Source organism: Roseobacter sp. HKCCA0434 (genome assembly GCF_032464675.1).
Lineage (GTDB): Bacteria > Pseudomonadota > Alphaproteobacteria > Rhodobacterales > Rhodobacteraceae > Pontivivens.
This window is the reverse complement of record NZ_JAWDKL010000041.1, coordinates 1-18,314: the sequence shown is the minus strand read 5'-3', so window position 1 is coordinate 18,314 and position 18,314 is coordinate 1. Positions and strand designations below refer to the sequence as shown.

Below are 18,314 nucleotides of genomic sequence, written 5' to 3'. Positions count from 1 at the left end.
TCACTTGGTGGGCGAGCAATTCGTCATAGGCCAGCCGCTCGCGCGCGGGCGCGGTGTCGGCCAGATCGGCGAGGCTCTGCGGCGCGTGGACCGCGCGCACCGCCTCGGCCCAAGTCGGCCAGCCGCGATCCGCGATCACCTGCGGCGCGATCCACTCGGGCAGCGCCGGAACCCGGTCGAGCGCCCCCGCCATCGCCTTGGTCACGGCCTTCAGGCTGAGACCCGCGGTCAGCGGATAGATCGGCTCGAAATCCGGCAGCGCCTCCGCTTCGGCCCGGCTCATCACATGGTCGGGATGCACCATCTGCGCCAGCCCGTCGAACAGCTCCACCCGCCCCGACACGACGCGCCGCGCGCCCTCGGGCAGGTTGCGCACCATCCAGTCGGGATGGGCGTGAAAATAGACGAGCTGGAAGTCGGTCTCCGCATCCCGCACCTGCACGCGGTAGGGCCGCCCCTTCAATCGCGGCGGCTGGTGCCCGCCGATCTCGACCTCAACCGTCACCGTGGCGGGCAGCGCCACGCCCTGGATGCTGGGCCGAATGCGCCGGTCGGTGGCGGAGGTCGGCAGCGTCAGGATCAGGTCGCGCGGGCTCGCGACCCGGATCTTCTCGTAGAGCGGCGCGGTCTTCTTGCCGATCCCCGGCAGCCCGGTCAGATCGCCGAAGAGCGGGAACAGGATTTCGGGACGACCGGCCATGCCCTATCTGCGGCAGGCCGCCGCCCGCGCGCAAGCCTCAACCGATCCGTTCCAGCCACGCGTCCTCGCTCAGCACCTCGATGCCCAGCTCGCGCGCCTTCTTCTCCTTCGACCCGGCGCCGGGGCCGGCCACCACGATATCGGTCTTGCCGGAGACGGAACCCGACACCTTCGCCCCCAGCGCCTCGGCCCGCGCCTTTGCCTCGGCGCGGGTCATCCGCTCCAGCGTGCCGGTGAATACGACCGTCAGCCCCGCGATGGCCGAGCCTTCGGTCGCGGGCGCGGCGACGTCCTCAACCTCCAGCCACGCCAAAAGTGCATCGAGCTGGTCCTGCGCGGTCTCGGAGGCGAAGAAATCCGCGATTGCCTCCGCCATGACCGCGCCGACCCCGTCGATCGCGATCAGCTCCGCCCGCTCGGCGCTGTCGGGCACCGCCGCCTCCATCGCTGCGCGAAACCGCGCCCAGCCGGTGTAGTGCCGCGCCAGCAACGTCGCCGTGCTCTCGCCCACATGCCGGATGCCCAAGCCGAAGATCAGCCGGTTGAGCGGGATGCGCCGCCGCTCCGCGATCGCGGCGAACAGGTTGGCGGCCGACTTCGCCCCCCAGCCCTCGCGGTTCTTGAGCTGCTGGATGCCCGAGCCATAGCGCTCCTCCAGCGCGAAGATATCGGCGGGCGTGCGGATCCAGCCATCTGCATAGAAGGCCTCCACCTGCTTGGCGCCCATCCCGTCGATATCGAAGGCGGAGCGCGACACGAAATGCTTGAGCTTCTCGACCGCCTGAGCGGGACAGGTCAGCGCGCCGGTGCAGCGGTGCACGGCCTCCCCCGGCTCGCGGATCACCGGGCTGTCGCAGACCGGGCAGGTTTCGGGGAACACGAACGGCTCCGCATCCTCGGGCCGCCGGTCGAGCAGCACGTCGCGCACCTTGGGGATCACGTCCCCCGCGCGGTAGATCTCGACCATGTCGCCGACGCGGATATCGACACCGCCGCGGATCGGCTCGCCCTTCGAATCGCGCCCCGCGATGTAATCCGCATTGTGCAGCGTCGCGTTCGACACCACGACGCCGCCCACGGTCACGGGGTCGAGCCGGGCGACCGGGCTGAGCGCGCCCGTGCGTCCGACCTGGATCTCGATCGCCTCAAGCCGGGTCGTCGCGATCTCCGCCGGGAACTTGTGCGCCGTCGCCCAGCGCGGGTTGTTGGAGCGGTAGCCGAGCCGCCGCTGCAGCGCGAGGTCGTTCACCTTGTAGACCACGCCGTCGATATCGTAGCCAAGATCCGGCCGGTCGCGACCGATGCGCTCGTAATGCGCGATCATCTCCTCGGCACTGTCGCAGATCTTCGTCAGCGGATTGGTGCGGAACCCCAGCTCCGCCAGCCGCGCGATAGCGTCGCCCTGCGTGTCCGCCAGCGGCTCGGACACCTCCCCCCACGCATAGGCGAAGAAGCGCAAGGGCCGCTCCGCCGTCACGTTCGGATCGAGCTGGCGCAGCGATCCGGCGGCGGCGTTGCGCGGATTGGCGAAGGTCTTGGCGCCCGCCGCCGACTGCCGCTCGTTGAGCGCCCGGAAATCGGCATGGTCCATGTAGACCTCGCCCCGCACCTCCAGCACGTCCGGCGCGCCGTCGAGGCTCTCGGGAATGTCGTCGATATGGCGGGCATTGGCGGTGACGTTCTCGCCCTCCTCGCCATCGCCCCGCGTGGCCGCGGTGACGAGCGTACCGTTCTCGTAGCGCAGCGACAGCGAGAGCCCGTCGATCTTGGGCTCCGCGGTGTAGGAGATCGCCTCCTCTATCCCGAGGAACCGGCGCACGCGCGCGTCGAACTCCGCGACCTCCGCGTCGTCGAAGACGTTGGAGAGCGACAGCATCGCGACCGGATGCCGGACCTTGGCGAAGCCCTCCGCCGGGGCGGCGCCCACCCGGCCCGACGGGCTGTCGGCGCGCACGAGGTCGGGAAACCGATCCTCGATCGCCGCGTTCGCCCGTTTCAGCCGGTCGTAATCGGCATCCGACAGGATCGGGTCGTCCTCGCGGTGGTAGGCGGCATCGGCCGCCCCCATCGCCGCGGCGAGGCGGGCGAGGGCCGATTCGGCAGCCGAGGCATCCAGTACCCCGGCGTCGAAGCCGTCGCCGAACTCGGACAGGACATCCGCCACATCGTCGCGCGAGGCGGCCGTCTCATTCGTCGTGGAACCTGCCATGATGTCCTCCGCCAGCTCGGGTCAGAGCTAGGCGGAACGGTCCCGCGCGTCCAGTGGCCGCGACACCGCGCGCTCAGGCGCGACGCGCGGGCTGTTCGATGGTTTGCGGGATCGGATCGCGCAGCACGTAGCCGCGGCCCCAGACGGTCTCGATATAGTTGTCGCCGCCCGTGGCGTTGCTCAGCTTCTTGCGCAGCTTGCAGATAAAGACGTCGATGATCTTCAGCTCCGGCTCGTCCATGCCGCCATAGAGATGGTTGAGGAACATCTCCTTGGTCAGCGTGGTGCCCTTGCGCAGGCTCAGAAGCTCCAGCATCTGATATTCCTTGCCGGTCAGGTGGACCGACTTGCCATCGACCTCGACGGTCTTGGCGTCGAGGTTCACGCTGACCTTGCCGGTCTCGATCACGGACTGGGAATGCCCCTTGGCGCGCCGCACGATCGCGTGGATGCGCGCGACCAGTTCCTCCCGATGGAAGGGCTTGGTCAGGTAGTCGTCCGCACCGAATCCGAATCCGCGGATCTTGTTCTCCGCGTCATCCATGCCCGACAGGATCAGGATCGGCGTCTCGACCTTTGCGATTCGCAGTTTCCTGAGCACGTCATGCCCGTGCATGTCGGGCAGGTTCAGGTCGAGGATGATCAGGTCGTAATCGTAGAGCTTCGCCAGATCCACGCCTTCCTCGCCTAGATCGGTCGCGTACACGTTGAAGTTCGCGTTCGCGAGCATCAGTTCGATGTTCCGGGCCGTGGCCTGGTCATCTTCGACAAGAAGAATGCGCATGTCGTTACCCTCTGGTGGTGCGGCGCGGGGGTCGGCTCCCTCAACCTTTACACTTATTTCCACGAAAAGGGTTAACATACTCTAAAAATTGTTGATACCCAAAACGATAGCCGGGTTTGCAGATCCGCCCCCCTCAGCGGTAGCGCTGCAGCGACGTCACCCGCAGCGCGTTGAGCCCGTGTCGCGTCAAAGCGTCGCGCCATTGGGCGAGCTCCTCGCCGGACAGGGCATAGAGATCGCAGGCCTCCTCCTCGGTGATCATGCCGCCATCGACCGCCGCCACCACGATCGCCTTCCTGCGCGCGACCCAGCGGCGCGTGTCGGGCGGCGGCAGGTCGGTGCGCGCAATGGTCCGGCCCGCGTGATCCTTCACGAAGATCGGCCTGTCGGAACGTTTGAGATACATGGCTGCCTTTCCGTCTTGCTCCGGGTGGAACCGGTCTAGGCGGCAGCGGTGAACCGGGCGTTAAGCCCGCGGTTGTGTGAACATGCAATTTGATTATATACCGCGCGACTTCGGAAAGGGATCGGTAATCATGGCGCTCAATTCGCTCGGATTCGACAAGGCTCCCGCCGACACGCGCGTCGTCGTCGCGATGTCGGGCGGCGTGGACAGCTCGGTGGTCGCGGCGGAACTGGCGGCCGAGGGCTACGACGTCGTGGGCGTCACGCTGCAGCTCTACGATCACGGCGCGGCGCTGGCCAAGAAGGGCGCTTGCTGTGCGGGCCGCGACATCCACGACGCCCGCCGCGTGGCGGAGACGATGGGCTTCCCCCATTACGTGCTCGATTACGAAAACAAGTTCCGCGAGAGCGTGATCGACGAGTTCGCCGACGCCTATCTCGCGGGCGCCACCCCGATCCCCTGCATCCGCTGCAACGAGCGGGTGAAGTTCCGCGACCTGCTGGAGACGGCCAAGGATCTCGACGCCGACTGCATGGCGACCGGCCACTACATCCAACGCAAGATGGGCGAGCGGGCCGAATTGCACCGCGCCGCGGACCCCGATCGCGACCAGAGCTACTTCCTGTTCTCCACCACGCAGGAGCAGCTCGACTACCTGCGCTTCCCGCTCGGCCATCTGGAATCCAAGGCCGAGACCCGCGCGCTCGCCGCGAAGCACGGGCTGGGCGTCGCCGACAAGCCCGACAGCCAGGACATCTGCTTCGTCCCAAACGGCTCCTATGCCGCGGTGATCGAGAAGCTGCGTCCCGGTGCCGTCGAGCCCGGCGAGATCGTCCACGTGGACGGGCGCGTGCTCGGCACCCATCGCGGGGTGATCCACTACACGATCGGCCAGCGCCGCGGTCTGGGCATCGGCGGGGGCGAGCCGCTCTACGTCGTGAAGCTCGACGCCGAGGCGCAGCGCGTCGTCGTCGGCCCGAAGGACATGCTGGCGACCCGCCGCGTGCCGCTGCATCAGCTCAACTGGCTGGGCGACGGTGCAATTGCCGATCTGCCGCCGGAGGGGATCGAGCTCCTGGTCAAGGTCCGCTCCACCCGCCCCCCGCGCGAGGCGATCCTGCGCCCGGTCGGCGACGACCGGGCCGAGGTCGAGCTGGTGGTGGCCGAGGAAGGCGTGGCCCCCGGCCAGGCCTGCGTGTTCTACGCCCCCGATGGCGAGCGCGTGCTGGGCGGCGGCTGGATCACGCGCTAGGCGCAATCGACCGACATGTCGTCCGTCGGGCCGTCCGGTCGGCGCCGCTCCGATAGAACGTGCCCCTCGGACGCCCCTGTGTCGTCTCACGCCAGCGGATGATCGACGTCAGCGGCCTATCGCAGTCAGCGGTATGACGACGTCCGCATGACGACGTTTGCCTCGACGACATCCAAACGCATGACGGGCGTGTCTTCGCCCGCGAGACGTGCGCCCGGAGGCATCCGCCACACGCCGTGCACAGTCCAGCGCCGAGCCCCGTCCGGCGAACGCCACCGCCGAACGGGTCGGCGGCAGTCTCGGCCGCCAAGGCCCCTTGCCTCAGTCCGGATTGCGCTCCAGCCGCAGCGAGTCGCCGATCTGACGGCCCGTATCCACTTCGGGCGCGCGGCAGCGCGGCGTGCCATCGGGGTTCAGACGGTTGCTGAGATACCCCTCGACCCCGTCGTCGATGATCCAGTGTTCGCAGCCCAGCGGATCGACCCAGATCGAGGCCCGCATCTCGGACAGGCGATGCGAATCGAGACCGCGATCCACATCGGGATCGTTGGAGTCGAACCGGGTGGTGGAGCCGTCACAGGCGGCGAGCCCGGCGACGAGGATGAGCGGCAGCGCGATACGGTTCATGGCGTCTCTCCTCACTGGCCCACGGGGGTTGCGGCGCGGGTATTGCAGATCGGGCGCCCGTCGGGGCGCAGCTTGGGCGTCATGTAGCCCTCCGCCCCGGTGTCGAAGACCCAATGCTCGCACCCGTCGGGATCGACCCAGGTGGCCGAACGGACGACGGCGAAGGTCTCGCCCTGCGTGCGGCTGGCGGCCGACGACAGATCCCCCTCGTTGCAGCCGGCCAGCAGCGCGGCCCCCACCACGAGGCCCAGCCCCTTGACGATTCGCATGATCCTTACCCCTTCGCTCTGGCCAGAGATTGCGGTTTCGCCCGTCGGGCGCTCCCGATACGCTTTCAGGGCTAAGGCACTAGGGCCGAAAAGTGAATATAGTTTGAAGGAGCCGAGACATCATGGCCGCATTGACCGACGCGCTCGCGCAAGCAGACCAGAACCGCGCCGGGGCGCTCGACCGGCTGTTCGCCTTGCTGCGGATGCCCTCTATCTCCACCGATCCGGCCTATGACGGGGCCTGCCGCGACACCGCCGACTGGCTGGTGGCGGAGCTTACCTCGCTCGGCTTCCGGGCCGAGCGGCGCGACACGCCCGGCAAGCCGATGGTGGTGGCTCATGCGGACGGCCCCACGGGCGCGCCGCATGTCCTGTTCTACGGCCATTACGATGTGCAGCCCGTCGATCCGCTCGACCTCTGGCACTCCGACCCGTTCGATCCGCAACTTCAGGATGGCCCGCGCGGACAGGTGATCCGCGCGCGCGGCGCGTCCGACGACAAGGGCCAGTTGATGACCTTCGTCGAGGCCTGCCGCGCCTGGCGCGAGGCGTCGGGCGACCTGCCGATCCGCATCTCGATCCTGTTCGAGGGGGAGGAGGAAAGCGGCTCCCCCTCGCTCGTGCCCTTCATGCAAGAGAATGCCGAGGAGCTGCGCGCCGATCTCGCCCTGATCTGCGACACCGGCATGTGGAACGCGGACACGCCCTCGATCTGCACCATGCTGCGCGGCATGGTCGCGGACGAAGTCATCGTGAAAGCCGCGAACCGCGACCTGCATTCGGGCGGCTATGGCGGGCCCGCGGCCAATCCGATCCGGGTGCTGTCGCAGATCCTCGCGAGCCTCCATGACGAGGCGGGCCGCGTGACCCTGCCCGGCTTCTACGACGGCGTGCGCGACGTGCCCGACGACCTCGCGGCGCAATGGGACACGCTCGGCTTCGATGCGGAGGCGTTCCTCGGCGCGGTCGGCCTGTCGCACCCGGCGGGCGAGGACGGCATCCCGCCGCTGCACCAGCTCTGGGCACGCCCGACCTGCGAGTTCAACGGCATCGCGGGCGGCTACGCGGGCGACGGCTTCAAGACCGTGCTCCCGGCCGAGGCCCGCGCCAAGATCTCCTGCCGCCTCGTCTGGGATCAGGACCCCCACGCCATCCGCGAGGCCCTGCACGCCCGCGTGCGCGAGATGCTGCCGCCCGATTGCGAGGTCGAGTTCATCTCCCACGGAGCCGACCGCGCCAGCGTGATGTCCACCGACGCGCCCGCCTTCGAGGCCGCCCGCCGCGCGCTGGCCGAGGAATGGCCGAACGAGGCGGTCTTTACCGGCGGCGGCGGCTCCATCCCGATCGCGGGCCATTTCAAGCAGGTTCTGGGCATGGACTCGATGCTCATCGGCTTCGCGCTCGGCGACGACGCGATCCACTCCCCGAACGAGAAATACGACCTGCGCAGCTTCGAGGGCGGCGTGCGGTCCTGGGTCCGGGTGATCGACGCGCTGGCCCGCACGTCCTGACCGCGACGAACTGTCAGGGGAACCGCATCTGCCTTCGTCCATTGGTCCGACACGGGTTCGCCCTGTCGGACCTCATTTTTTGACGAAGGACTTGGTTTCATGGATCTCAACATTTCCGGGCGCAAGGCGCTCATCACCGGCGCATCGGGCGGCATGGGCACCGAAGTCGCCAAGCTGCTGAAGGCCGAGGGCGTGGACCTCACCCTGACCGATCTCGACGCGGACAAGGTGGCCGAGGTCGCCAAGGAGGTCGGTGCGAAGGGCATCGCCGCCGATCTCTCCACCACCGAAGGGGCCGAGAAGCTGATCGCCGAGATCGGCACCGGCTTCGACATCCTGGTCCACGCCGCGGGCGTGACGGGGGCCAAGGGCGACCCGATGACCATGAAGGACGAGGACTGGGACGAGGCCTGGAACATCGACTTCATGTCCGCCGTGCGCCTCGTGCGCCATATCGGCCCGGCGATGCGCGAACGCGGCTGGGGCCGCATGGTCTTCGTCACCTCCGAGAACGTGGCCCAGCCCTATGCCGACGAGACGGTCTACAACGTCGCGAAATCGGCACTGCTGAGCTTCTCGAAATCCGTCAGCCTCGCCCATTCCGGCGACGGCGTGCTGGTCAACTGCGTCGCCCCCGCCTTCATCGAAACGCCGATGACCGACGGCATGATGGAAAAGCGCGCCGAAGAGATGGGCGTCAGCTTCGACGAGGCGGTCGAGAGCTTCCTGGAGGAAGAACGCCCGCATCTGGGCCTCAAGCGGCGCGGCAAGCCCGAGGAGGTGGCGCCGGTCATCGCCCTGCTGTGTTCGGAGCGGTCGAGCTTCGTCACCGGCTCCAACTGGCGGGTCGATGGCGGCTCGGTGGGGTCGATCGAGACATGATCGCAGGGGGCGAGCCGGGCCTGCGGGCCCATATCGCCGCCCATCCGGTCGAAGGCACGGTCGCGGACAAGCGCCGTGCCTTCGCGCGCCGGGCCGGACCGCAGCCCGAAATCGGCACGCCCGACCGGATCGGCGGGGTCGAGGTGGTGCGCCACGGCTCCGGCCCGCGCCTCGTCTGGTTCCACGGCGGCGGCTACGTGATGGGCGCGCCCGACACGCATCTGCATCTTGCCGATGCGCTGGCCAGCCACGGCGTCGAGATCATCCTGCCGCGCTACGCCCGCGCGCCCGAGGCGACCTGGCCCGCCCCGCTCGACGACGCGCTGGCCCTGCTCGATGCACTGGACAGCCCCGTGGCGCTGGGCGGCGACAGCGCGGGCGGGCACCTCGCGCTGAATGCAGCGCTCGCCCGACCGGGCAAGGTCACGGCGCTGGCGCTCGCCTCCCCCAACACCGATCGCACCGGCCTCAGCACCACGCGCGACCGCGAGAGCGACGCGATGAACGACGACGCGGGCGACGCCGCCTTTTGGCGCATGGCCGCCCCCGACCTGCCCGACGACGATCCGCAGGCCTCGCCGCTCCTAGCCGATCTTTCCACCCTGCCCCCGCTGCATATCGAGCTTGCCGGGGCGGAGATCCTGCTCGACGACGGCCTCATGCTCGCCCGCCGCGCCGCCATCGCGGGCGTGGCGACCTCGCTGCACGTCACCCCCGGCCTCATGCACATGCATGTCCTCTGGCCGCATGTCCTGCCCGAGGGCGCCACCGCCCTCGCCCGGCTTGCTGCACATGCGAAGGGTGCGACAGAACGCACCGGAACGCACCGCGTCGCGGCTGGTTGACCCCCTGACGCGCAATTGCCGCGCGTCCTCGCAGACCGAAGGATATTTCCATGACGAACGACCCCAAGATCCCCGCCCAGGAACAGGACCGCATGCCCGCGGACGAGCACGAAATGACGCCCGCCCCCGACTACGAACCCCGCCATCCCGGCGTGGGCAAGCTGAAGGGCAAGGTCGCCTTCATCTCCGGCGGCGACAGCGGCATCGGCCGCGCCGTCTCCGTTCTCTTCGCCCGCGAAGGCGCCAAGGTCGCCATCGCCTACCTGGAGGAGAGCGAAGACGCGCAGAAGACCAAGGAACTGGTCGAGGCCGAAGGCTCGGAAGCCCTGCTGATCGAGGGCGATCTGGGCAAGAAGGCCCACGCGGACACCGCCATCGCCAAGACCGTCGAGCAGTTCGGCAAGCTCGACATCGTCATCAACAACTGCGCCCAGCAATGGCTGGACGAGGACCTGACCGAGCTGAGCGAGGAGCGTCTGCGCCGCACGATGGACAGCAACGTCATGTCCTATTTCTTCGTGACGCAGGCCGCCCTGCCGCACCTCAAGGAAGGCGCGAGCATCGTCAATACCTCGTCGGTCAACGCCTTCGCGGGCATGGGATCGCTCATCGCCTATTCCACCACCCGTGGCGCCAGCCTCGCCTTCTCGCGCAGTCTGGCGAGCAATCTCGCGGACAAGGGCATCCGCGTGAACACCGTAGCCCCCGGCCCGATCTGGACGCCCTTCATCCCCGGCACCATGCCCGCCGAGCAGGTGGAGGATTTCGGCTCCGGCACGCCGCTCGGCCGCGCGGGCCAACCGTGGGAGGTCGCGACCGCCTACCTGTTCTTCGCCTCCTCGGACGGGAACTACTATACCGGCCAGACGCTGCACCCCAATGGCGGCATGGTCGTGGGCGCCTGAGCCTTCGACGACGACCGGGCGGTCCCGAACCGGGACCGCCCTTTCCTTGCGAGGCACCATGACCCAGACCCGCGGCCGCTGGCCCGCAAATCCCGTTCTCTACGAGATCTATCCCCGCTCCTTCCGCGACACGACCGGCAGCGGCGAGGGCGATCTTGCGGGCGTGCTGCAAGGGCTCGACCACGTCGCCTCGCTCGGCGTGGACGGCATCTGGCTCGCCCCCTTCTACGAAAGCCCGATGGTCGATGGCGGCTACGACATCACCGACCATTGCGCCGTCGATCCGCGCTTCGGCACGCTCGACGACTTCGATGCCATCGTGGAGCGCGCCCACACGCTCGACCTCGCCGTCTGCATCGACCTCGTCTTCAACCACACCAGCGACCGGCATCCCTGGTTCCGCAAGTCAATCGCGGGCGAGGACGGCTACGAGGACTGGTATGTCTGGCACGACCCCAAGCCCGATGGCAGCCCGCCCAACAACTGGATCAGCTTCTTCGGGGAGCCCGCCTGGACGTGGAACCCCGTGCGCCGTCAATACTACCTGCGGCAGTTCCTCTCGTGCCAGCCCAGCCTCGACCTGCGCCACCCGGCGGTGCAGGACGCGCACGAGAAGATCGTGCAGTTCTGGCGCGACCGCGGCGTGGACGGCTTCCGCTTCGACGCCGTGACGTCCTACCTCTTCGACAACTCGATGGGGGACAACCCGCCCGCGAGCGAGACGGTGCAGGCCCGCAACGCGACCGACGAATCGAACCCCTACTCGTATCAGGACCACCTTAACGACATGCTGCCCGGCGACGGCGCCGCCTTCGCCGAACGCCTGCGCGACTGGGCCGGGCCGGATGCGTGGCTGATCGGAGAGATCAATTCCGGCAACCGCTCGGTCGAGCTCGCGGCGGAATTCACCGCCCCCGATCGGCTCGACGCCGGTTACACGGTGGATCTGATGGTCAACGAGGTGACGCCGCACAAGGTCGCCGACCTCGTCGCCCGCAAGGAGGAGCATGGCTGCGGCCTCGCCTTCGTGCTGTCCTGCCACGACCAGCCGCGCGGCGTCAGCCGCGCGGGCGACGGCTCGCCCCGCGATGCGAAGCTGCTGGCGCTGCTCTCCGTCGCGCTGCCCGGCCCGCTGATCGTCTGGCAGGGGGAGGAGCTGGGCCAGAAGCAGGCGAACCTGCCCTTCGAGGCGATCCACGACCCATTCGACCGCCTGTTCTGGCCGGTGCATCCGGGCCGCGACGGCGCGCGCGTGCCCTTCCCCTGGCAGGCGCGCGAACCGGGCCACGGCTTCACCGACGGCACCCCCTGGCTGCCGATGGAGGGGCTGGCCGAAGTGGCCCTCGACCAGCAGGACGCGGACGGCCCGCTCGCCTTCTGGCGAGAGGCGCTGGCGCTGCGTCGCAAGCTCGACCCGCAGTCCGAGGTGGAGGCCGATGGCGACCTGCTGCACATCCGGCGCGGCGCGCACCGGATCGCGCTGAACCTCGGGCAGGACGCCCTGCCCTGCGATTACGGCGATCCCCAGCTCGCCACCGCGCCCCTACAGGAAGGCACCCTGCCCGCCCGCACCGGCGTGGTCTGGCGCGACTGAGATCGTCAGCGCCAGTCGGCGAAGCACGCCTCCAACGTGTCCGCCACCCCCGCTTCGGGCAGCGCGCCCGGCGTGCGCGACAGCCGTGGCGCGGGATTGACCGCGATCCCGCCGCCCCGCGCGGTGAAGACCGCCCGCGCCTGCATATGCGGGTCCGCCGCCGCGGCGCTGAAATCATGCACCGGGGCCACGCAGGCATCCGTCCCGTCGAAGATCTCCAGCCAGTCCGCCCGCGACCGCTCCGCGAACAGCCCCGCCAGACGCGCCTCCAGCAGCGGCCAGTTCGCCGGATCCGCCCGATCCGGCAGGTCCGGCCCGCCCAGCCCCTCGACCAGCGCAGCCCAGAACTGCGGCTCCAGCGCGCCGATGGCCAGCCACAGCCCGTCCGCGCAGACATAGCAGCGGTAATAGGGCGCCCCGCCGTCGAGCAGATTGGCCGCCCGCGCGTCGCGCCAATGCCCGCCCGCCATCAGCGAATGGATCATGCTGGTCAGATGCGCGGTCCCGTCCACGATGGCCGCATCGACCACCTGCCCCTGCCCCGACCGCCCGCGCTCCACCAGCGCCGCCAGCAGCCCCGCGATCAGGTAGAGGCTGCCGCCCGCGAAACCGCCCAGCAGGTTGAGCGGCGGCACCGGCCGGTCCGCGCCTCCGATGGCATGCAGCGCCCCGGTCAGCGCCAGATAGGTGATGTCGTGTCCCGCCTCCGCCGCGCGCGGGCCGTCCTGACCCCATCCGGTCATCCGCCCGTAGACGAGGCGCGGGTTGCGCGCGCACAGCACCTCCGGCCCCAGGCCCAGCCGCTCCATCACGCCGGGACGGAAGCCCTCGATCAGGATGTCGGCCCGCTCGATCAGCGGCATCAGCTCGGCGCGCGCGGCGTCGTCCTTCAGGTCGATCTCCACCCGCCTGCGCCCGCGCGCCAGCTCGTCTTGCGGCACCGGAAACAGCGCCCGCGCGCCGGGGCGCACCAGTTCGACCACCTCCGCGCCCATGTCCGCCAGCCACATGGCGGCGAAGGGCGCCGGCCCCAGCCCCTGAAATTCCACGACGCGCACGCCTGCAAGCGGTCCCATGACATCCTCCCCGGTCTTTTCCGGCGATGGTGCGCGGCCCCGCCCCGGTGCGCAACTCCCTGCGGCATGTCGTCCACCCGCGCGACGCCGTTTCGTGCTACACTCGCCCGATCAGCCAAAGGAGAGATCGCATGAAGACCCTGATTGCCGTGCTTGCCTTCGCCCTCACCCCCGCCGCCGCCTTCGCTCAGTGCTCCCACAACACGACGATGAGCTGCGAAGCCGGCACCACCTGGGACGCCGAGACACGCACCTGCGTCGCCACGACGAGCTGAAGGGGCCTCGGTCGGGACGCTCCTCAGCCTCCCCGATAGGGAATATCGGCGACAGAAACCCGGCCGGGCAAACCGATCGCGGGATGCGCCAGCACGGCCTCGAAAGCGTCCTTCGTCAACTCCGTCTCACTCGACGGACCGATCGTCACGCTGTGAAGGATGTCTTTCAGACCGGCATGCAAAAAACGCTCGTCCGCAGACAGCCGCAAGACCTTCACCAGCTCGACCCGCTCCCGGATCGGCAAGGCCTTCGTGGTGACGACCTCACGATCCGGATCGAGCAGCGGATGATGGATCAGCCGCCACTCCCGCTCCTCCTCGAAGGACGGGTGCTTGATCGCAAGAATCGCGATGACGATGAAACGAATGACTGCGTGACCAATCTCGACAGTGGAAACTGATCGCTCGTCGATATGATGGGCCTCGAACCCTTCGACGATCCGTTCGAGTTCGTCGCAAGCCTGCGTTTCGCCGTACAGAACCCTTACGATAGGCTGTCCCGGACTCGGTCCGCCTGCGTCGAGCGCTGCACTCGCGAATGTCAGCCGTACCAGCGTTTTGCGCCCATATCCGCGCCACATCGAGAGCCGCCCGCGCTCCTGCTCGGCATGGCTTTCCTCGCCAAAGCAAACGATATGGCTGTCCCGCCGGATCCTTTCGAGCGACAAGGGCCCAACATCGTCGTCCAGCGCCATTCTTAGACCAGTCGCGAGTAATGGCATCACCCGTGCCAGCCGCCGCCCCAAATCGTGATCCTCTGACAACAGATCACGCAAGAGTCCGTGCGCGTATCTGCACTCCGACAGATCGTTCATCCCGGCAACGTTCGTCAGCCACAGCTCCTGATCTTGAAGGATGCTCAGGGCCGTGTCGGCACCCGTGTAATGCGCGAGATTGCCTTCCGCGATCAGCTTCGCCTTGTGCTGCTTTTCACTCGCGAACAGGATGTCCTGCAGATCAAAAATCCTCGACATGCACCACGCCCTGCGCCGCCTTGATCGCGGCCTTGATCTGCGGGGTGATGCGGTAGCGGTCGCTCAGCTGCAATTCCACCTCGCCGGGCAGCTCGGCGTCCTGCAGGATCAGGTTCACAGGGCCGCGGCCCCGCTTCGGGCCGCTCGCGCCGTCGGCGAGGCGCGCCGCCACCGAGGACAGGGCGCGTTCGTCGCTGAGATAGATCTTCAGCCCCGCGCCGCCCGCGTCCTGCACCACGTCCTCCGCCGCCGTGACGCCGCGCGCCAGCAGCTTGAGGCTGTCGCCCTCCATCGTCGCCTCGACGCTCATCACCACGTTCTGACCGGTGTCGAACAGGTCGCCCGCCTGTTCCAGCGTGTCTCCGAACACCGTCACCTCGTAGAGCCCCGACGGGTCCGAGCAGGACACGAATGCGAAGCGGTTGCCGCGCGCGGACTTGCGCACCTGCTTGGCGCTCACGGTCCCCGCGATCTTCGCCACCATCGGCGCGCCCGCCGCCTTGGCCGTGATCTCCGCCAGCGTCATCACCCGCTTGCGCTTCAGCAGCGCCATGTAGTCGTCGAGCGGATGGCCCGAGAGGTAGAACCCGATCGCCTGATGCTCCTGCGCCAGCCGCTCGGTCGGCAGCCAGTCGTCGGGCATGGGCAGGCGGGGCGCGGGCAGACCCTCGCCCGCATCGCCGAACAGGCCGCCCTGCGCCGAGTTCTTCTCCTCATGCGTCGCCGCCGACCAGGCGACCAGCTTGTCGAGGCTGTCGAACACCTTGCGCCGGTTACTGTCGAGCAGGTCGAACGCCCCCGCCCGCGCCAGCATCTCCAGCGGCCGCTTGCCCACGCGCTTCAGATCCACCCGCGCCGCGAAATCGAAGAGGTCGGTGAAGGGCTTCTCCCCGCGCGCCTCCACGATCATCCGCATCGCCTCGACGCCCACGTTCTTCAGCCCGCCCAGTGCGTAGACCACCTGCCCGTCGCGCACGGTGAACGTCGCCTCCGAGCGGTTCACGCAAGGCGGGATCAGCCCGATCCCCAGCCGGTCCACCTCCTGCTTGTAGGTGTTGAGCTTGTCGGTGAGGTGGATATCGCAGTTCATCACTCCGGCCATGAACTCGACCGGGTGGTTCGCCTTCAGCCACGCCGTCTGGTAGCTGACCACGGCATAGGCGGCCGCGTGCGACTTGTTGAAGCCGTAATTGGCGAACTTGTCGAGCAGGTCCCAGACCTCCTGCGCCTTGGCCTGGTCGACGCCGTTCTCCGCCGCTCCGGCCAGGAATTTCGGCCGCTCCGCATCCATCGCCGCCTGGATCTTCTTGCCCATCGCGCGGCGCAGCAGGTCCGCACCGCCCAAGCTGTATCCCGCCATCTCCTGCGCGATCTGCATCACCTGTTCCTGATAGACGATGATGCCCTGCGTCTCGTCGAGGATGTGGTCGATGGTCGGGTGCAGGTTGGCCCGCTCCTCCTGCCCGTTCTTCACGCGGCAGAAGGTGGGGATGTTCTCCATCGGGCCGGGACGGTAGAGCGCGACCAGCGCGATGATGTCCTCGATGCAAGTCGGCTTCATCTGCCGAAGCGCGTCGCGCATCCCCGAGCTTTCCACCTGGAACACCGCCACCGTCTGCGCCGAGGCGTAGAGGTCGTAGCTCGCCGGATCGTCGATCGGGATGGCGGCGATGTCGTAGGGGTTCTTCTCCAGCGCCGCGCGCCGCGCCCGCTCCACCACGCTGTCGCCCTCGGGCACCGCCATCATGGCCTTGCCCTGCGCCTTGAGCAGGTCCAGCGCCCCCTGGATCACCGTCAGCGTCTTGAGGCCGAGGAAGTCGAACTTCACCAGCCCCGCCTGCTCCACCCACTTCATGTTGAACTGGGTCGCGGGCATGTCGGAGCGCGGGTCCTTGAACAGCGGAACCAGATTGTCGAGCGGACGGTCCCCGATCACCACCCCCGCCGCATGGGTCGAGGCGTTGCGGTAGAGCCCTTCGAGCGCCGAGCCGATGTCGAGCAGGCGCTTGACCACCTCCTCCTGCCGCGCCTCCTCCTTCAGCCGCGGCTCGTCCACCAGCGCCTGCTGGATCGAGACGGGCTTCACCCCCTCGACCGGGATCAGCTTCGACAGCCGGTCCACCTGCATGTAGGGCATCTGGAGCACGCGCCCCACGTCGCGCACCGCGGCCTTGGACAGAAGCGCGCCGAAGGTGATGATCTGCCCCACCTTGTCGCGCCCGTACTTCTCCTGCACGTAGCGGATGACTTCCTCGCGCCGATCCATGCAGAAATCGATGTCGAAATCGGGCATCGAGACCCGCTCGGGGTTCAGGAACCGCTCGAACAGCAGCGAATAGCGCAAGGGGTCGAGATCGGTGATCGTCAGTGCATAGGCGACGAGGCTGCCCGCCCCCGATCCGCGCCCCGGCCCGACCGGGATGTCGTGATCCTTGGCCCATTTGATGAAGTCGGCGACGATCAGGAAATAGCCGGGAAAGCCCATCCCCTCGATGATCCCCAGCTCGAAATCGAGCCGCGCCTGGTACTCCTCGACCGGGGCCGCGGGCTCGATCACCTCCAGCCGCGCCTTCAGCCCCGCATTGGCCTGACGGCGCAGCTCCTCCACCTCGTCATCGGCGAAGCGGGGCAGGATCGGGTCGCGCGTGGTCACGCGGAACGCGCAGCGCCGCGCGATCTCGACCGTGTTCTCCACCGCTTCGGGCAGATCGGCGAACAGCTCCGCCATCTCGTCCGCGCTCTTGAAGTAATGCTCCGGCGTCAGGCGGCGGCGCGGCTCGGCCTGATCCACGTAAGCTCCGTCGGCGATGCAGATCAGCGCGTCATGCGCCTCGTACATCTCGCGGTCGGGAAAGTGCACGTCGTTCGTCGCGACCAGCGGCAGGTCGAGCGCATAGGCCAGCCGCACCAGCCCCGGCTCGCTTTCGGCCTCCGCCTCCGTGCGCCGCGTCCCCTCGCCCGGATGACGCTGCACCTCGACATAGAGCCGGTCGCCGAAGGCGGCGTGCAGCCGCCGCGCCAGCGCCTCGGCCTTGTCCGGCTGGTTGTCGCGGATCAGCTGGCCCAGCGGCCCCTCCGCCCCGCCGGTCAGGCAGATCAGGCCCTCGGAATGGGCCTCCAGCGCCTCCAGCGTGATGTGCCACGCGAGATCGCCCGAGCCGAGATAGGCGCAGCTGTTGAGCTTCATCAGGTTGGCCCAGCCCGTCTCGTCCTGCGCCAGCAGAACAATGTGGCGCGGGGCCACCGGCTTCTCCCCCGGCTTCGCGGGGCCCGCATAGGCCAGCGGGAACTGCGTGCCGATGATCGGCTGCAATCCCGCCTTCGCCGCCGTCTCGGAAAATTCGAGTGCGGCGAAATTGTTGCAGGTGTCGGTGATGGCAAGCGCGGGCATCCCCGCCTTCCTCGCCAGATCCGGCAGGGCCTTCACCTGCAAGGCGCCCTCCAGCAGCGAATAGGCGGAGTGAACGCGCAGATGGATGAATCGGGGCAGGTCTGTCATGGCCGCGATCCTATCCCGCCGCCCGCGCGCCCGCCATGCCCCGGATCGCGCGACGCGCCGCTTTCTCGACGCTGGTCGCCCTCCGGGCTAGAATCGCGGCCAAGCGACCCGAAAGGCAGCCATGACCGCCCTCTACCTCAAGATCTTCGCCGAGCGGAACTGCGGCGCCGACCGGCTGACGCGGCTGGCGCGCAAGGGCTGGGACCTCGAGGTCCTGCGCGGGCATCTCGACCTGCCCCGCGACGCGCTGCGCGAGATGCTGCAGACCGTCCCCCCGCGCGAGCGCACGGCCCTGCACAACCGCCTGCTCGATGCCGAGCACTACCGCCTGCTCTATTCCGATTTCGGCTGGTCCGCCGCCGCGCCGCCGCGCGACATCGTCCAGTCCGCCGGGCACGCCCGCGACACCGTGTTCCTCGGCTGCCACTCGCACCCCGTGGCCTTCGCCCTGCGCCTCGCGCAGCGCCCGCGCACGCCCGGCGCACCGCGTGGCGCGGCGCTGGCCG

Annotated in this window: 16 protein-coding genes and 1 pseudogene; 8 read left to right on the top strand and 9 right to left on the bottom strand. The window is 68.6% G+C overall.

Annotation, left to right across the window (positions count from 1 at the left end):
• The 4 genes and pseudogenes from RX333_RS16715 to RX333_RS16700 form a co-directional block, all read right to left on the bottom strand.
• Positions 1-700, bottom strand: a pseudogene (locus RX333_RS16715) (ATP-dependent DNA helicase RecG); the annotation flags it as partial.
• A gap of 37 nt (positions 701-737) precedes the next feature.
• Positions 738-2,768 carry an NAD-dependent DNA ligase LigA gene (gene ligA / locus RX333_RS16710; protein WP_410056097.1) on the bottom strand — a complete coding sequence of 677 codons (2,031 nt, stop codon included), beginning with the start codon at positions 2,766-2,768 and terminating at the stop codon, positions 738-740.
• A 214-nt stretch (positions 2,769-2,982) separates the two neighbouring features.
• Entirely contained in the window at positions 2,983-3,693 is a 711-nt protein-coding gene (ctrA, locus tag RX333_RS16705; protein WP_316016100.1) for a response regulator transcription factor CtrA, read from the bottom strand.
• 133 nt (positions 3,694-3,826) lie between these two features.
• Positions 3,827-4,099: a DUF1153 domain-containing protein gene (locus tag RX333_RS16700; RefSeq protein ID WP_316016099.1), complete on the bottom strand. Its 273-nt coding sequence runs from the start codon at positions 4,097-4,099 to the stop codon at positions 3,827-3,829.
• A gap of 130 nt (positions 4,100-4,229) precedes the next feature.
• Here RX333_RS16700 and mnmA point away from each other — a divergent pair, with 130 nt between their 5' ends.
• Complete coding sequence (gene mnmA, locus RX333_RS16695) at positions 4,230-5,351, top strand: tRNA 2-thiouridine(34) synthase MnmA (protein WP_316016098.1); 1,122 nt, start codon at positions 4,230-4,232, stop codon at positions 5,349-5,351.
• Between the two features lie 321 nt (positions 5,352-5,672).
• Here the strand turns inward: mnmA and RX333_RS16690 are convergent, their stop codons facing one another.
• Both RX333_RS16690 and RX333_RS16685 read right to left on the bottom strand, forming a co-directional pair.
• Positions 5,673-5,978, bottom strand: a complete 306-nt coding sequence (locus RX333_RS16690) for a hypothetical protein (protein WP_316016097.1) — start codon at positions 5,976-5,978, stop codon at positions 5,673-5,675.
• Positions 5,979-5,989: 11 nt separating this feature from the next.
• Positions 5,990-6,247 (bottom strand): hypothetical protein, encoded by a 258-nt coding sequence (locus RX333_RS16685; RefSeq protein WP_316016096.1) that lies wholly within the window; start codon positions 6,245-6,247, stop codon positions 5,990-5,992.
• 122 nt (positions 6,248-6,369) lie between these two features.
• Between RX333_RS16685 and RX333_RS16680 the strand changes: the two genes are divergently transcribed.
• The 5 genes from RX333_RS16680 (at position 6,370) to RX333_RS16660 (ending at position 11,984) form a co-directional block, all read left to right on the top strand.
• Positions 6,370-7,758 carry a M20/M25/M40 family metallo-hydrolase gene (locus RX333_RS16680; RefSeq protein WP_316016095.1) on the top strand — a complete coding sequence of 463 codons (1,389 nt, stop codon included), beginning with the start codon at positions 6,370-6,372 and terminating at the stop codon, positions 7,756-7,758.
• A gap of 99 nt (positions 7,759-7,857) precedes the next feature.
• Positions 7,858-8,640 carry an SDR family NAD(P)-dependent oxidoreductase gene (locus tag RX333_RS16675; protein ID WP_316016094.1) on the top strand — a complete coding sequence of 261 codons (783 nt, stop codon included), beginning with the start codon at positions 7,858-7,860 and terminating at the stop codon, positions 8,638-8,640.
• Entirely contained in the window at positions 8,637-9,485 is an 849-nt protein-coding gene (locus tag RX333_RS16670; protein WP_316016093.1) for an alpha/beta hydrolase fold domain-containing protein, read from the top strand. Before RX333_RS16675 ends, RX333_RS16670 begins: the two co-directional genes overlap by 4 nt.
• 50 nt (positions 9,486-9,535) lie before the next feature.
• Positions 9,536-10,390 carry an SDR family oxidoreductase gene (locus RX333_RS16665; protein ID WP_316016092.1) on the top strand — a complete coding sequence of 285 codons (855 nt, stop codon included), beginning with the start codon at positions 9,536-9,538 and terminating at the stop codon, positions 10,388-10,390.
• A gap of 58 nt (positions 10,391-10,448) precedes the next feature.
• Positions 10,449-11,984: an alpha-amylase family glycosyl hydrolase gene (locus tag RX333_RS16660; RefSeq protein ID WP_316016091.1), complete on the top strand. Its 1,536-nt coding sequence runs from the start codon at positions 10,449-10,451 to the stop codon at positions 11,982-11,984.
• A 5-nt stretch (positions 11,985-11,989) separates the two neighbouring features.
• Here the strand turns inward: RX333_RS16660 and RX333_RS16655 are convergent, their stop codons facing one another.
• On the bottom strand, positions 11,990-13,060 hold the full coding sequence (locus RX333_RS16655; RefSeq protein ID WP_316016090.1) for a CaiB/BaiF CoA-transferase family protein: 1,071 nt from the start codon (positions 13,058-13,060) through the stop codon (positions 11,990-11,992).
• Between the two features lie 131 nt (positions 13,061-13,191).
• Here RX333_RS16655 and RX333_RS16650 point away from each other — a divergent pair, with 131 nt between their 5' ends.
• Positions 13,192-13,335 carry a carbohydrate-binding module family 14 protein gene (locus tag RX333_RS16650; protein WP_316016089.1) on the top strand — a complete coding sequence of 48 codons (144 nt, stop codon included), beginning with the start codon at positions 13,192-13,194 and terminating at the stop codon, positions 13,333-13,335.
• Positions 13,336-13,358: 23 nt separating this feature from the next.
• On the opposite strand, the gene RX333_RS16645 is transcribed toward RX333_RS16650, so the two are convergent.
• A complete protein-coding gene (locus RX333_RS16645) occupies positions 13,359-14,309 on the bottom strand; it encodes a DUF2971 domain-containing protein (protein ID WP_316016088.1) in 951 nt (316 codons plus the stop codon).
• Positions 14,293-17,808, bottom strand: coding sequence for a DNA polymerase III subunit alpha (gene dnaE / locus RX333_RS16640; RefSeq protein WP_316016087.1), 3,516 nt, complete (start codon positions 17,806-17,808; stop codon positions 14,293-14,295). Before dnaE ends, RX333_RS16645 begins: the two co-directional genes overlap by 17 nt.
• 121 nt (positions 17,809-17,929) lie before the next feature.
• Here dnaE and RX333_RS16635 point away from each other — a divergent pair.
• On the top strand, positions 17,930-18,314 hold a 385-nt coding region (locus tag RX333_RS16635; protein ID WP_316016086.1), incomplete at its 3' end, for a hypothetical protein.

Coding starts and splice junctions, on each gene's coding strand:
- RX333_RS16690 (WP_316016097.1), bottom strand. CDS start 5,978: ATGAACCGTATCGCGCTGCCGCTCATCCTCGTCGCCGGGCTCGCCGCC.
- RX333_RS16655 (WP_316016090.1), bottom strand. CDS start 13,060: ATGGGACCGCTTGCAGGCGTGCGCGTCGTGGAATTTCAGGGGCTGGGG.
- RX333_RS16660 (WP_316016091.1), top strand. CDS start 10,449: ATGACCCAGACCCGCGGCCGCTGGCCCGCAAATCCCGTTCTCTACGAG.
- RX333_RS16700 (WP_316016099.1), bottom strand. CDS start 4,099: ATGTATCTCAAACGTTCCGACAGGCCGATCTTCGTGAAGGATCACGCG.
- RX333_RS16670 (WP_316016093.1), top strand. CDS start 8,637: ATGATCGCAGGGGGCGAGCCGGGCCTGCGGGCCCATATCGCCGCCCAT.
- RX333_RS16680 (WP_316016095.1), top strand. CDS start 6,370: ATGGCCGCATTGACCGACGCGCTCGCGCAAGCAGACCAGAACCGCGCC.
- dnaE (WP_316016087.1), bottom strand. CDS start 17,808: ATGACAGACCTGCCCCGATTCATCCATCTGCGCGTTCACTCCGCCTAT.
- RX333_RS16685 (WP_316016096.1), bottom strand. CDS start 6,247: ATGCGAATCGTCAAGGGGCTGGGCCTCGTGGTGGGGGCCGCGCTGCTG.
- mnmA (WP_316016098.1), top strand. CDS start 4,230: ATGGCGCTCAATTCGCTCGGATTCGACAAGGCTCCCGCCGACACGCGC.
- RX333_RS16650 (WP_316016089.1), top strand. CDS start 13,192: ATGAAGACCCTGATTGCCGTGCTTGCCTTCGCCCTCACCCCCGCCGCC.
- RX333_RS16645 (WP_316016088.1), bottom strand. CDS start 14,309: ATGTCGAGGATTTTTGATCTGCAGGACATCCTGTTCGCGAGTGAAAAG.
- RX333_RS16675 (WP_316016094.1), top strand. CDS start 7,858: ATGGATCTCAACATTTCCGGGCGCAAGGCGCTCATCACCGGCGCATCG.
- ctrA (WP_316016100.1), bottom strand. CDS start 3,693: ATGCGCATTCTTCTTGTCGAAGATGACCAGGCCACGGCCCGGAACATC.
- ligA (WP_410056097.1), bottom strand. CDS start 2,768: ATGGGGGCGGCCGATGCCGCCTACCACCGCGAGGACGACCCGATCCTG.
- RX333_RS16665 (WP_316016092.1), top strand. CDS start 9,536: ATGACGAACGACCCCAAGATCCCCGCCCAGGAACAGGACCGCATGCCC.